This is a genomic window from Tessaracoccus luoxuelianae, assembly GCF_055326245.1.
Map to the genome: position 1 here is coordinate 38,743 of NZ_JBUZNO010000006.1, position 13,597 is coordinate 52,339.

At 69.0% G+C, this 13,597-nt stretch carries 15 protein-coding genes; 5 read left to right on the top strand and 10 right to left on the bottom strand.

Annotated elements, in window-relative coordinates:
- From ACZK39_RS10165 to ACZK39_RS10180, 4 genes are all read left to right on the top strand, one after another.
- Positions 1 to 1,770, top strand: a complete 1,770-nt coding sequence (locus ACZK39_RS10165; RefSeq protein ID WP_463613243.1) for an L-fucose isomerase — start codon at positions 1 to 3, stop codon at positions 1,768 to 1,770.
- A gap of 110 nt (positions 1,771 to 1,880) precedes the next feature.
- A complete protein-coding gene (locus ACZK39_RS10170) occupies positions 1,881 to 3,293 on the top strand; it encodes a rhamnulokinase (RefSeq protein ID WP_463613244.1) in 1,413 nt (470 codons plus the stop codon).
- On the top strand, positions 3,290 to 4,273 hold the full coding sequence (locus ACZK39_RS10175) for a LacI family DNA-binding transcriptional regulator (protein WP_463613245.1): 984 nt from the start codon (positions 3,290 to 3,292) through the stop codon (positions 4,271 to 4,273). Before ACZK39_RS10170 ends, ACZK39_RS10175 begins: the two co-directional genes overlap by 4 nt.
- A 115-nt stretch (positions 4,274 to 4,388) precedes the next feature.
- A complete protein-coding gene (locus ACZK39_RS10180; protein WP_182781652.1) occupies positions 4,389 to 4,826 on the top strand; it encodes an RbsD/FucU family protein in 438 nt (145 codons plus the stop codon).
- A 267-nt stretch (positions 4,827 to 5,093) separates the two neighbouring features.
- Here the strand turns inward: ACZK39_RS10180 and lplAB are convergent, their stop codons facing one another.
- From lplAB to ACZK39_RS10205, 5 genes are read right to left on the bottom strand one after another with little or no spacing between them, the layout of a single operon-like run.
- Entirely contained in the window at positions 5,094 to 6,143 is a 1,050-nt protein-coding gene (gene lplAB / locus ACZK39_RS10185) for a lipoate-protein ligase LplAB (RefSeq protein WP_463613246.1), read from the bottom strand.
- Positions 6,144 to 6,166: 23 nt separating this feature from the next.
- A complete protein-coding gene (locus ACZK39_RS10190; protein ID WP_182798685.1) occupies positions 6,167 to 6,403 on the bottom strand; it encodes a thioredoxin family protein in 237 nt (78 codons plus the stop codon).
- A gap of 21 nt (positions 6,404 to 6,424) precedes the next feature.
- On the bottom strand, positions 6,425 to 7,465 hold the full coding sequence (locus tag ACZK39_RS10195) for a permease (protein WP_463613247.1): 1,041 nt from the start codon (positions 7,463 to 7,465) through the stop codon (positions 6,425 to 6,427).
- A gap of 3 nt (positions 7,466 to 7,468) precedes the next feature.
- The gene (locus ACZK39_RS10200; protein WP_182781656.1) at positions 7,469 to 7,771 is read right to left on the bottom strand and encodes an ArsR/SmtB family transcription factor; all 303 of its coding nucleotides are present in this window, start codon (positions 7,769 to 7,771) and stop codon (positions 7,469 to 7,471) included.
- A gap of 47 nt (positions 7,772 to 7,818) precedes the next feature.
- Positions 7,819 to 8,247, bottom strand: a complete 429-nt coding sequence (locus ACZK39_RS10205; protein WP_463613248.1) for a hypothetical protein — start codon at positions 8,245 to 8,247, stop codon at positions 7,819 to 7,821.
- Positions 8,248 to 8,373: 126 nt separating this feature from the next.
- Here ACZK39_RS10205 and ACZK39_RS10210 point away from each other — a divergent pair, with 126 nt between their 5' ends.
- Entirely contained in the window at positions 8,374 to 10,041 is a 1,668-nt protein-coding gene (locus ACZK39_RS10210; RefSeq protein ID WP_463613249.1) for an alpha/beta hydrolase, read from the top strand.
- Here ACZK39_RS10210 and ACZK39_RS10215 read toward each other — a convergent pair.
- From ACZK39_RS10215 to ACZK39_RS10235, 5 genes are all read right to left on the bottom strand, one after another.
- Complete coding sequence (locus ACZK39_RS10215) at positions 10,011 to 10,814, bottom strand: sulfite exporter TauE/SafE family protein (protein ID WP_463613250.1); 804 nt, start codon at positions 10,812 to 10,814, stop codon at positions 10,011 to 10,013. The two genes, ACZK39_RS10210 and ACZK39_RS10215, sit on opposite strands and share 31 nt — an antisense overlap.
- Positions 10,811 to 11,158, bottom strand: coding sequence for a rhodanese-like domain-containing protein (locus ACZK39_RS10220; RefSeq protein ID WP_220490761.1), 348 nt, complete (start codon positions 11,156 to 11,158; stop codon positions 10,811 to 10,813). The genes ACZK39_RS10215 and ACZK39_RS10220 overlap by 4 nt, the downstream gene beginning before the upstream one ends.
- Positions 11,155 to 12,528 carry a rhodanese-like domain-containing protein gene (locus ACZK39_RS10225; protein ID WP_463613251.1) on the bottom strand — a complete coding sequence of 458 codons (1,374 nt, stop codon included), beginning with the start codon at positions 12,526 to 12,528 and terminating at the stop codon, positions 11,155 to 11,157. Before ACZK39_RS10225 ends, ACZK39_RS10220 begins: the two co-directional genes overlap by 4 nt.
- 81 nt (positions 12,529 to 12,609) lie before the next feature.
- Complete coding sequence (locus tag ACZK39_RS10230) at positions 12,610 to 13,281, bottom strand: fructose-6-phosphate aldolase (protein ID WP_182781661.1); 672 nt, start codon at positions 13,279 to 13,281, stop codon at positions 12,610 to 12,612.
- A gap of 37 nt (positions 13,282 to 13,318) precedes the next feature.
- A complete protein-coding gene (locus ACZK39_RS10235) occupies positions 13,319 to 13,594 on the bottom strand; it encodes a hypothetical protein (protein ID WP_459055043.1) in 276 nt (91 codons plus the stop codon).
- Positions 13,595 to 13,597: the final 3 nt, after the last annotated feature.

Genomic DNA, 13,597 nt, shown 5'->3' on the forward strand with positions numbered 1-13,597 from the left:
GTGTCCAACTACCCCAAGATCGGCATTCGCCCCATCATCGACGGGCGGCGCAACGGCGTCCGTGAAAGCCTCGAGGACCAGACCATGAACATGGCTCTGCGCGTCAAGGAGCTGTATGAGGCCGAACTGCGCTACCCAGACGGCACCCCCGTCCAGGTGGTCATCGCCGACTCGACGATCGGCCGAGTTCCCGAGGCTCAGGCCACGGCTGAGAAGTTCAAGCGCGAGAACGTGGGCCTGACGCTGTCGGTCACGCCGTGCTGGGCGTACGGCTCCGAAACCATCGACATGGACCGCACCATGCCCCACGCCATCTGGGGTTTCAACGGCTCGGAGCGTCCGGGGGCCGTCTACCTGGCCGCCGCGCTCGCCGGCCACACCCAGCTGGGCATCCCCGCCTTCGGCATCTACGGCGAAGAGGTCCGCGACGCCGACGACGACTCCATTCCCGACGACGTGCGCCAGCGGCTGCTGGACTACGCGGGCGCCGGCCTCGCCGTCGCGTTGATGCGGGGCAAGTCCTTCCTCTCCATCGGCGGGGTGTCCATGGGCATCGCCGGCTGCGTGGTCAAGGAGGAGTTCTGGAACTACTGGCTCGGCATGCGCAACGAGTACGTGGACATGGTGGAGCTCGAGCGCCGCATCAAGCTCGGCATCTACGACGAGGCCGATTACGAGCAGGCCTACGCCTGGGTGCGCGAGAACCTCGTCCAGGGGGAGGACTTCAACCCCGAGGAATGGCAGCGCTCCGCCGAGGACCACGAGGAGTGGTGGGCATACGTCACCAAGCTCGTCCTCATCGGCCGCGACCTCATGATCGGCAACCCGAAGCTCGCCGAGAAGGGGTTCGCCGAGGAGGCGCTGGGGCACGGCGCGCTCGTCTCCGGCTTCCAGGGGCAGCGGCAGTGGACCGACTATCTGCCCAACGGCGACCTGATGGAGACCCTCCTCAACACGCAGTTCGACTGGAACGGCAAGCGCCAACCACAGGTCATGGCCACGGAGAACGACAACCTCAACGGCGCGTCGATGCTGTTCAACTACCTGCTGACCAACCGTGCGCAGATCTTCTCCGACGTGCGCACCTACTGGAGCGCCGATGCCATCGAACGCGTCACGGGGCACCGCCCCGAGGGCCGCGCGGCCCAGGGCGTCATCGACCTGCGCAACTCCGGCGCCACCACCCTGGACGGCACCTTCGCCGCGAAGGACGCCGACGGCAACGCCTGCATCAAGCCCTGGTGGGAGCTGACGGACGAGGACATCGCCGCGATGACCGAGGCCACCACCTTCCACCCGGCCAACACCGGCTACTTCCGCGGCGGCGGCTTCTCCACCCACTTCCGCTCCGCGGGAGACGTGCCGGTCACCATGACCCGCATCAACTGGGTCGACGGGCTGGGGCCGGTGCTGCAGCTGGCCGAGGGCTACACCGTCGAACTGCCCGACGAGGTGGCCAAGACCATCGAGCTGAGGACCGATCCGGGGTGGCCCACCACCTGGTTCGTGCCCACCATCACCGGCGAGGGCGCCTTCACCTCTGTCTACGACGTGATGAACGCCTGGGGCTCCAACCACGGCGCGATCAGCTACGGCCACATCGGCCACCAGCTCATCACGATGGCCTCGATGCTCCGCATCCCCGTCAACATGCACAACGTGTCAAGGGAGCGGATCTTCCGCCCGAAGAACTGGCTGGGCTTCGGTTCCGCCGATCTGGAGAGCGCCGACTACCGCGCCTGCGCGCAGTTCGGTCCGCTCTACAACTGACGTCTCGGGTTCCCCCAGCCTGAGGCGGTGACCCCGCCGCGACCCATACTGGGAACGCGGCGGGGGTTAACCCCCCCCCCCGCCGTCCCGATCCCACCAGGAGGACCACCGTGAATCCAGTCACCGCGCTGGCCGTGGACCTCGGCTCGTCGTCGGGCCGGGTCATCGCCGGCACCTTCCGCGACGGCAGGGTTGAGGAGGTGGAGGTGCGGAGGTTCGCCCACGAGGCGATGCTGCGCGGCGGCTACCTGGCGTGGGATCTGGACTTCATCTGGGCCGAGGTGGTCGCGGGGCTGCGGGACGCCGTCGCCCGCTTCCCCGACGCCATCAGCGTCTCCGTCGACACCTGGGGCGTGGACTACGTCCCCCTCGATGCCGAAGGCGATCGGCTCACCCCCGGCCGCGCGTACCGCGACGAACGCACCGCCCGGACGCACGCGTCTTTCCGCGCTCGTCTCAGCGACCAGGCCGCCTGGGACGCCACCGGCATCGCGCCGGCCACCATCAACACCGCCAACCAGCTGTTCGCCTTCCTGGCGGAGGAGCCGGAGGTCGCGGCGAGGGTGGATCAGATCCTCCTGCTGCCCGACTACTTCACCTACCTGCTCTCCGGGGTCCGGGGCTGGTCCCGGTCACACGCGTCATCGACGGGTCTCTGCCGCCCGGGGGCCCACGAGTTCAGCGACGAGGTCTTCGACGCGCTGGGCATCCCGCGACACTGGGTGGGGGAGGTCACCCGCGAACACGCCGTCATCGGGCCGTGCACCGTCGCCGGGTTGGAGCAGCTGTCGGTGGTCACCGCCGGTGCGCACGACACCGCTTGCGCGGTTCACGCACTTCAGCGCGACGTGGACGACGAGTCCCTCTTCCTGTCCTGCGGGTCCTGGTCCGTGTTGGGCGTGCTCCGCGACGAGCCGCTCATGTCGCGGGAGGCGTACCAGTTGGGCCTCACCAACGAGGCCCGCGCCGACGACGGGCTACGCCCCCTGTTCAACATCACGGGGCTGTGGATCCTGCAGGAGTGCCAGCGTGAGTGGAGGGCCACCGGCGGCGTCCACGACATCGTGGAACTGGTGGGGCGGGCCAGGGCCGCCGAGCCGCTGGGCTACCTGATCAACCCCGACGAGCCGCAGTTCGCGCAGCCCGGAGGCATGGTGGGGCGGGTGACCGACGCGCTGCGCGCCCAGGGCGCTGACGTGGAGGGGCTCGACGAGGGGGCCGTCGTGAGGGTGGTCCTCGAGTCGTTTGCCGCCCGGTACGCGCGAGGGGCGGCGGATCTCGCGGCCCTCACCGGCCGCTCAGCCAAGCAGCTGAACCTCGTCGGTGGTGGCTCCCGCAACGCGCTGCTCTGCCAGCTCACCGCCGACGCGATCGGGGTGCCGGTCATCGCCGGGCCGGTGGAGGCCTCCGTCCTCGGCTCGCTGCTCGCGCAGCTCGAGATCATGGGCCAGCTGGATCCGCGGGACCGCAACGCCGTGATCGGCGCGTCGGCGAGAACCGTGCGCTACGAGCCGCGGCCATGAGCAGGCGGGGGGAGCGGGCGAATCTCCGCGACATCGCCGAGGCCGCGGGGGTCTCGATGCAGACGGCATCGCGGGTGGTGCGCGGCGTGGACGTGGTGGCCGAGGCCACGCGCGCCCGCGTGCTGGCCGCCATTGAGGAGCTCAACTACCGGCCCAACATGGCGGCGCGTTCACTGTCGGCCCGGCGCACCGGGTCCATTCACATCATCGACGCGGTGCCGCTGCTCCACGGCCACGCCACCACCTACGTCGTGATCTGCCAGCAGTTGGCGGCGCTGGGCCTGCACATCTCCACCTCCGTCGTCAGGTTTGAGCTCGGCGGGCTTGCGCTGCGCGAACTGGTGCCGGTAGGGGCAGACGGTGTGGTGATCCTCGGCGGACGCTACGAGCCGGGGGAGTGGGTCAACACGGTGGCCAGCCGGCTGCCCACGGTCTACGTGGGTCAGGTCAACGAGTTGCCGCCGCTGGCCGTCGGGGTCGCGGTGGATCACCGGGCGGGGGCGGTGATGGCCGTCGAACACCTCGTCGGGCGGGGGGCCACGCGGATCGCCCACGTGGAGGGGCCCACCGAATGGATCGACGCGCGGTTGCGCCACGAGGGCTACCTCGCCGGCTGCGCGGCGGCCAACCTCGAGCCGATCGTCCTCCAGGCCGGATCCTGGGACGCCGCGGATGCCAGCCCGTTGATGACCGGTCTGGATGGGCGCGTGGACGGGATCTTCGCGGCCAACGACCACCTCGCACTGGGCTCCATGACCGCACTCCAGTTGGCGGGGCGGAGGGTGCCCGGCGAGGTCCGGGTGGTGGGGTTCGACGATGCGTTGGGCTCGGAGTCGTTCCTGCCGCCGCTGACCACCGTCCGTCAGGACTTTCGGGCGGTGGGAGAAGCGGCCGTGGCAGCGCTGAGCCTCCTGCTCAACGGTGACGAGGCCCACTCCGCCATCATCACGCCCACCCTGGTGGTGCGCTCCAGCACGTGATCACCACGGCGGCAGGAAGCCGTGCACCGTCCCGGTTCACCCCTTCGGCCGTTGAACCTCAGGACAACCCAATCCGCCGGAGGCCCTCCGCGTCGGCCCAGATCAAAGGAGAACAATGCTCTACGGACCCATGACCCACCCCCAGCTCCTCGGCGCCCTCGGTCGCGCCGGCCACAGCTCCAAGGTCCTCATCACCGACGGCAACTACCCGGCGGCCACCGGCGCCCCCGTCTCGGCGGAGCGGATCTACCTCAACCTGGCGCCCGGGCTGCTGACGGTCTCAGACATCCTCGAGGTGCTGAAGCTCACCATCCCGATCGAGCAGGCGGGGATCATGGTCCCCGCCGCGGACGCCACAGAGGTGCCCGAGTCCATCCCGGCGCACGACGAGTACCGCGCGGCATTGCCGGGCATCGAGGTGGTGGAGATCCCGCGTTGGGACTTCTACGACGTGGCGAAGTCCGAGGACGTGTCCGTGGTGATCGTGAGCGCGGACCAGCGGCTGTACGCGAACCTGATCCTCACTGTCGGGGTCCGCCAGCCCGGCGAGTAAGTGTCCGGTGACTCGATCCCTGAGGAGGTGCACCGCTGAAGCGGGGGTGGCGGTGTCTTCCCTTCGATCCCTGAGGAGGCGCACCGCCGTAGGCGCGGGTGCCGTCTCGAAGGGTCGTGTCGTGACCTGGCAAGGGTTCTTGCTGCGGGTTTGAGTGACGACCCTTCGAGACGTCCCACGGTCGCTTCGCGACGCGGAACTCCTCAGGGAGCGGGGTAGTGGGTCCCACGGTCGCTTCGCGACGTGCAACTCCTCAGAGGAGCGAGGTCAGGGGATCCGCTTGGTCCACGCCTCGGAGGAGAACTTCGTCTCCACCAGGTGCTGAGCGGCGGCCAGCTCCGCGTCGGTGTAGCCCCGACGCTGGGTGGCGTAGCGCCCCTCGAAATGGGCGAGGAACGACGCAATGATCTGATCGCGGGGGAGGCGGGTCTGCGATCGCAGCGGGTCCACCCTCTTATTCGCCGACTTCGTGCCCTTGTCGGAAAGCTTCTCGCGGCCGATGCGCAACACCTCGAGCATCTTGTCCGCGTCAATGTCGTAGGCCATCGTCACGTGGTGCACCACCACTCCACCCGTCACGCGACGCTGAGCGGCGCCGGCGATCTTGCCCTTGTCCGAGGCGATGTCGTTGAGCGGCACGTAGCGGGCGTTCACGCCCAAGTCGGCGAGCGCACCCATCACCCACTGATCCAGGAACTCGTAGCTGCGCTCGAAGCTCAACCCCTCCACCAGGGACGCCGGCACGACGAGGGAGTAGGTCACGCAGTTGCCCGGCTCCATGAACATCGCGCCGCCGCCCGTGATCCGCCGCACCACATTGATGCCGTGGCGCTCCCGGCCCTCGTCGTCGATCTCGTTGCGGTAGGACTGGAAGGATCCGATCACCACCAGCGGCTGGTCCCAGTCCCAGATGCGGAGGCTGGGGTTGGCCTCGCCCCGGGCGAGCCTGCCTGCGATCACCTCGTCGAGGGCGACGTGCATCCGCGGATCCATCGAGACCGGGCCTATGACGTCGAACAGATGATCCGACCAGTCGGAGGCGTGCCCCAGGGCGCGGCGCACCGCGATGCCCACTGCCTCGGGGGTGAAGCCGATCAGTGTCGCGGCGGGGTCCAGCCGGGCGACGATGGCGGCGGCGAGATCCGCGACAGACGACGTGTCCGGCATGCCGAGCAGGGCGCCGTTGATGTCGTCGAGCGCCTCGTCGGGCTCCAGGAAGAAGTCCCCAGAGACCGCCGCCTCGGTGATCTGACCGTCGTCACTCTCGACGTCGACCGCGACCAGCTTGCCGCCCGGGACCTTGTACTCACCACGCATGCCCCGACCCTATCGGGGCACTCCTAGCGGGCTTGGATCAGCTCCACGATCTGGGTGGGCGTGGGAACGCGACCGTAGGAGACGACGTCGCCGTCGATGACCAACCCGGGGGTGGACATCACGCCGTGGGCCATGATGTCGGCGTATTCGGTGACCTTCTCCACGTCGGCGTCGACGCCGAGCCGGGTCAGCGCTTCCCGGACGTTCTTCTCGAGGTTGACGCAGTTCTTGCAGCCGGGGCCGAGGACCTTGATCAGCATGGGGGTTCCTTCTCTCTTGGGTCAGACGAACAGGTTGAAGACGAATCCGATGGCCATGATGGCCATCGCGACGCTGCCGAAGTACAGCGCCAGGAGCTTGGGCTTGAGCACCTGCTTGAGCAGGATGAACTCCGGCAGGGACAGGGCGACGGTGGCCATCATGAACGACATCACCGTGCCGAGCGCCATGCCCTTGGTCCACAGCGCTTCGGCGATGGGGATCACCCCTGCCGCGTTGGCGTACAGGGGCACGCCGGCCAGCGTGGCGAGCACGACGGAGAACGGGTTGTCCGCGCCGGCGTAGGTGGCGAAGAAATCGGTGGGCACCCAGCCGTGGATGACCGCGCCCACTCCGACGCCGACGAGGATCCACTTCCAGACCCGGCCCACAATGTCGCGGGTCTCCTCGAGGGCCGCCTCCACCCTCTCGTGCAGTGTCGGGCGGTGGCCGTCGGCGTGCAACACGGCGACGGGGGTCTTGAAGACGAAGTCCGCGACGAGGTGGTCCAGCTTGAGCCGGCTGTAGATGAAGCCCAGGGTCACGGCTGCGGTCAGCCCCGCGACCACGTAGGCGATGGTGTTGGGGATCCCGAAGGTGTCTGCCAGCAGCACCACGGCCACCTCGTTCACCAGCGGAGACGCGATGAGGAACGTCAGCGTGACTGCCAGCGGGATGCCCGCGCTCACGAAGCCGATGAACAGGGGAATGGAGCTGCAGGAACAGAACGGCGTGATGGCCCCGAACAGGGCGGCCAACACGAGCGAGAGCCACAGCGGCTTCCCCTCCAGGAACACGCGCACCCGCTCGGGGCGCAAAGTGGTGCGGACCATGCCGATCACGAAGATCATGCCGACCAGCAGCAGGAGGATCTTGGAGGTGTCGTACAGGAAGAAGTGGACGGCGCCTGGGATGCGCTGGGCCAGGTCCAGCCCCATGGCGCGCTCGAACAGCGCGTCCCAGAGGACCTCATTGAGCGCGTACAGCCCGGCCCAGACGACGGCGGCCGCCGCAAGGGCAGCGATCAGGCCTCTGGTGGAGCGGGGGGTGAGTGTCGCGGACACCGGTCAGCCTCTCAACTCGCCGGGCAGGGCGGAGCGGACAAGCGCGGCGGCGCCGTCGGCCAGCGTGTAGTCGATCCAGCGGCCGCGACGGGTGCCGACGATCAGGCCCGCCTCGCGCAGCACCTTGAGGTGGTAGCTGAGCAGGTTGGGGGCGATGTCGATCGTGGCTTGGAGGTCGCAGACGCATTGTGTCGACGACGACAGCCTCGACAGCACCCGCCACCGGATGGGGTCCGCGACGGCCTGCAGCACCGCCACCGCGCGATCCTCGCGCAAAGTCAGTTCAATGAGGCTTGATTCAAGCATGGTTGAACTGTACGCCCCCCGGTGGAGGGGGTCCGGGCCGGGGTGGGTTAGGCGGCGGAATCCGGGGTGGCAAGGAGCCGGCGTACCCCGCTGCGGGCGAACATGAGGACGAGGATGAGAGCGGTGACGGCCCAGAAGCCGCCGAGTTTCACGCTGTCACCGAAGAGCAGGGCGATCAGCTCTAGGACGACGAACTTGCTGCTGACGAGCAGCGCCCAGAGCAGAAGACCAGCGACGATGCGGCCCACCGGCGTCGTGGCTGCCTTGAAGCGTGCCTTGGCCCGATCCTTCAGTGCCACCACCACCTCCAGCACCAGCTTGAGGATGACGGCCGTGAGCAACGAGAGAGTGAAAGTCTCTGAGATCACAGCGGGCATGTACTCCGCGGCCAGGTTGAGGACCACCACGTAGACGAAGACATCGACCACATCTGCGGCCGACAGCCACCGACGCCGGGGTGCCGCAGGATTTGCCATGGGCTCATCCTAGGGACGCGTCCCCCCGGATCGGGGGAGGTGCCCACGAGGCACACTGCCGTAGCCTGTGTGCCGGCGGTCACGCCCGGTGGGGGCGTTGGACCCGCACCGCACACGGAGGGTCACATGAAGCAGCACCTTCAGCAGTACCTGCGCAGCCTGAACCCGGTTGGTGTCGCGATGGGGGCCGTCCTGCTGGCGCTGTCGCTCACGCCGTCGCTGCTTCCGAGGCCCGCGGTCCTGCAGGGTGTGGGCTCCGGCATCGTGTTCGGCGTCGGCTACCTGATCGGCGTGGCGCTGGCCGTCCTGGGGGCGAGGCTGACCCGGTGGCGTCCACCGCAGGAGTGGCTGCATTGGCTGCGTCTGGTGGGATGGCCCCTGTACGGCGCGGTCCTGATCGCTGCCATGATCGGCGGCGTCGCCGCGCAGAACGAGGTGCGCCGCCTCGTCGAGCTGCCCCCGCAGGCCAACGTCAACATTCTCGGGTTCGTGCTGGCGTTGGCTGTTGCCAGCCTGGCGAGCCTCGGACTCGGCCGCCTGGTCCGCTCCGCGTGGCGGCGCACGCTGGGTCGGATGGTGGAGGGCGGACGCACCCCCGCCGTCGCCCTCAAACTGGCGAGCCTCCGGGCCGCCGTGGCGTCGGTCCTGATCCTGGTCCTGCTGGGCATCGGCTTCTTCGGGCTGCTCAACGTCGCATACCGGGGCATCAACGGCCAGCCGGCGGGCGGTGTCGTCGCGCCGGACTCCCCGGAGCGCTCAGGCGGGCCGGGGTCGGAGGTGTCGTTCGAGGAACTGGGGCGCCAGGGTGGAGACTTCGTCACCGGTGGCCCGACGGCCAACGAGATCAGCGCGCTCACGGGGAAGCCGGCGATGACGCCCGTGCGCGTGTATGTGGGCGTCGGGGCCGGCGGAACGCTCGCGGACCGGGTGGCCACCGCCGTACGGGAACTCGTGCGCACCGGCGGCTTCGAGCGCGAGGTGCTCGTGGTCGCGGCCACCACCGGCTCAGGCTGGGTGGAGCCGCAGGGCGTGGACTCCGTCGAGTACCTGCACTCGGGTGACACCGCCACGGTGGCCCTCCAGTACGCCTACACGCCGAGCTTCGTGTCCGCGGTCACGGCGCCGGAGCTCACGGTCGAGGCCGCCTCCGCGCTGTTCACCGGGGTGCGGGGCCACTGGCTCACCCTGCCGGAGGACGAGCGTCCCAAGCTGGTGGTCTACGGGCTCAGCCTCGGCGCCCAGGGCCTGATGAACGCATTCGGCAGCGTGGATGCGCTCACCGAGCGCACCCAGGGTGCGCTGCTCGTCGGGCCCACCTACGCCACGCCCCTGTGGCAGGAGCTGCAGGCGACGCGCGATGCAGGATCACCGCCGTGGCAGCCGGTCCTCGACGGCGGGCAACGGGTGCGCTGGGCCTCGCAGTCCGGAGACTTCGACACGCTGGAGGGGGACTGGTCCGAGCCGCGGGTGGCCATCCTCCAGCACGCAACTGATCCGATCACCTGGCTGGGGCCTGAGCTCATCTGGCAGCGCCCGGAGTGGTTGACCGAGGGCGGCAGGGCGCCGGACGTGAGCCCGCACATGCGCTGGATCCCGGTGGTGACGGCGGTCCAGGTCTTCCTGGACATGCTTGTCAGCGTGGACGTCCCCGCCAGGCACGGGCACGCGTTCGGCGACGTGATGATCGACGGCTGGGCGGCCGTCACCGGCGACGGGGGCCTTGATGAGGCGACGATCGCGAAGATCCGCGCCGTCATCGAGGACTATTGGGTGATCAAGCCCGTCAACGTCTGAGCCAGGATCGCCAGCGAAGTCACGCCGAGCAGCGCCGCGAAACCGAGGCCCAGGGTCCTGGCCGGGAGCCGTCGGCCCACCCTGCCGCCGAGGATGGCGCCGACGGCGGCCAGCGCGCTGAACCACCCGATCATCGCCCAGTCGATGTCGGTGGCCACCGTCAGCCTGGTGGCGAGCGCCACCAGCGAGTTCAGCACGATGACCAGCAGAGACGTGGCCACCGCCTGCTGCATCGTGAACCCCAGGGCGAGCACGAGTGCCGGGACGATGGCGAACCCGCCACCCACTCCGAAGAACCCTGTGAGCAGGCCTACCCCGGTCGCGGTCAGCGCCACGAGGCCGACCTGGCGCCAGTTGACGCGAAGCGGTTCGCGTTCAATCATGGGCGGCACATGGCGCGGCGAGGCCGACGACGGGCGAAGGAATTTCTTCGCCATCACCGCCGCGACGATGAGCAGCAGTACCGCGAACAGGGCCATGAGAACGTTGCCCGGCATCTGCATCGACAGCAGCGATCCGCCGATCGCCCCCGCGGAGCCCAGTGCGGCGAACGCCACCCCTTCGGAGGGGCGGACAAGACCGGCCCGCCAGTGCCCGATCATCCCGGCGCTGGCTGTGACGCTGACCACGATCAGCGAGCCGGCCATCGCGGCGGCGGGCGGCTGACCCGCCAGGTACACCAGCACCGGGACGGTGATGATCGCCCCGCCTCCCCCGAGCGCCCCCATGATGAGGCCCACGGCGATGGCTAGGGGGGCGATCCACCACGTCATCGGCTGCCTGAGCCCGCCCCGTGGAGGCGCGCCGAGACGGGGAGACCAGCGGAGATCCAGCCCAGGGTCCCGCCGCTGACGGAGATCGCCTGACGCCCGGCGTCGGCCAGCGCGCGCGCCCCGGTCATCGACCGGCGGCCGCTGCGGCAGACCACATAGATGGGGCGGTCCGTCGGCACCTCGTCGACCCGCGACGCGACCTCGCCGAGCGGGATCAGGATCGCCGACGGCACATGGCCCTCGGCGTACTCATCCGGTTCACGGACGTCGAGGATGAAGTCGCCCCGCTTCCAGGCGGCGTGCAGCTCCGAGATGGTGCACTCGACGACATCGGCCGTGCTCACTGCGCACTCGCCATCGGCAGGCCGTTCTTTTCTGCGTTCTCGAAGTTGTCGTCGATGATGACGACGTTGAGGCCCTTCGCCGCCAGGATCGAGCCAGCGATGGAGGAGCGGTAGCCGCTCTGGCAGTGCACCCAGATCTCGCCGTCTGGGGCCTCGCCGATGCGCGTGAGCAGGTCGTGGAGCGGGATGTTGACTGCGCCGTCGATGTGCGCGGTGTCGTACTCGGAGGTGCGCCGCACGTCGAGGATCTCCACCTGGCGGTGGTGCCGGACCTGGCTGAGGTCGCCGAAGTTCGCCTGCTGCAGCGTCGCGGGGGCGTCGGTCCAGTCCTCCGGGGTGCCGGTGGCGCTGGCGGCGACGTGCTCGATGCCGATGCGCACCAGCTCCCGCTGCGCCTCGGCCACCTGCTCCCTCGACTCGCCGAGAAGCGTCAGCGGGGTGCCCCACGGGATCATCCAGCCGATGTAGGTGGAGAGCTGGCCGTCCAGGCCGAAGTTGAAGCTGCCGGGCACGTGGCCGGCGGCGTAGGCCGTGCGATTGCGCAGGTCCACCACCCACTCGCCCTTCTCCAGGCGGGCGCGGATCTCGTCCTTGTCCGCCTGCGTGGGTTCGGCGAGGTCCGGCGCGCCGGGACCGGACGAGTTGGCCGGCGCCATGTGCGCGTAGTAGGCGGGGTAGACGTCCAGGCCGGCCAGGATCTCTTCGATCCACTCGGTCTCGTCCTGCGTCAGCACAGGATTGGTCCGCTTCTCGCGCCCGATGGTGGACTCTGTTCCGCTGGTCTGGGTGGCCGCGCAGAAGCTGCCGAAGCCGTGCGTGGGCATGATCTCCGTGGCGTCGGGGAGCTCGGTGGCGAGGCGGTGTGCCGAGTGGTACTGGTGCCGGACCAGGTCGTGGGTGTGCGCGGCGCCGAGCAGGTCCGGGCGTCCGGTGGCACCGAACAGCAGGGATCCCCCGCTGAAGACCGCCTGACCCTGGGCGTCGTCGTCGTCCGCGGTGGGGTTGAAGAGGACGTAGGACAGGTGGGTGAACGTGTGCCCGGGAGTGGCCAGCGCCTTGACCGACATGGTGGGTGACACCTCCACCACCTGCTCGTCGACGATGGGGGTGCGCTCGAACGTCACCGTGTCTGCGGCGTTGACGTAGTAGTCCGCGCCGCGTTCACGGGCCAGGGCCAGGCCGCCGGTGACGTAGTCGTTGTGGATGTGGGTCTCGAAGACTGCACTCAGCTGCACGCCCTCGTCGTCGAGGATCGTCGTGACGCGATCGATGTCGCGCTGGGGGTCGATGACGAACGCCACGTTCCCGTCGTGGACCACGTAGCTGCGGTCGCCGAGGGTCGGGGTGGCAATTGTGATGATCTTGGCCATGGGTCACTCCTTCGTTTCACAGGAGTATATACCCCAGGGGGTATGCGTCGTCGAGCCTCAGCAGACCATGACGGGGTGCGCTCAGGGGAGCGTGGTCGTCCCGTGCACCTCTTTCCAGTCCGAGATGAAGGCGTCGACGGCGTCCTCGATCATGGGCGCCGACAAGGCCTGGCGCAGCAGCTTCGGCGACAGCGTGACGGCGTGCGCGCCCGACTCCAGAGCGTGTGAGACCTGCGAGATGTTCTTGAAGCTGGCCGCCATGATCTTGCTCGGTGCGTCGAAGCGGTCGATGAAGCTGGCCAGGGTGCTGATCATCCCGCGGGTGTCGATGTCCAGGCTCTGCATGCGGTTGTAATAGGGCGCCAGGTAGTCGACGCCGGTCGCGATCGCGAGGAATCCCTGCGTCTTGGAATAGATGGCGGTCGCCGTGACCCTCACACCCTCCTCCTTGAGGGTGCGCATGGCCTGGATGCCGGCCTCGGTGGTGGGGATCTTGGGGTAGACGTTGGCGTCGATCTTGTCCAGCAGGCGGTGGGCCTCGTCGATCATCCCCTGCGCGTCCTTGGCCAGCACCTGCACGTGAAGCGTGCGGTTCGGGCCGATGATCGAGCGGATCCGCTTCAGGTGGGCGTAGAAGTCGATCTGGCCCTCCTTCTTGAGGATCGACGGGTTCGTCGTCACGCCGGTGACAGGGTAGATCGGGGTGAGGCGCTCGATGTCGTCGAGGTTGGCGGTGTCGAACAGGATGTCCATGGGAGCCTTTCGGGAGAGCGGGGCGGAGGCCCTGTGACTATTCCAGCACCGGGGTGCCGCGGACGGGGAGTGTCGCGGCGGATCCGGGCAGATGCCCACCGAGCCGCTTCCGGGCGTCGCGATGGAGGGGGACAAGGGGACCCACCGCCGCTGTGGCCGGCAGCGGGCGCTCAGAGACGAGGTCGAGATGACGGACGACGGCGCAGCGGATCGTACGGGCGCGCCCGCTGAGGCGGAGGCCCGCAGCCCTTGCCCACGGGGTGACCGGCGGATCAGCCGGGGCCGCGCACGCAGGCGCGGACGGGTCAGCCATACT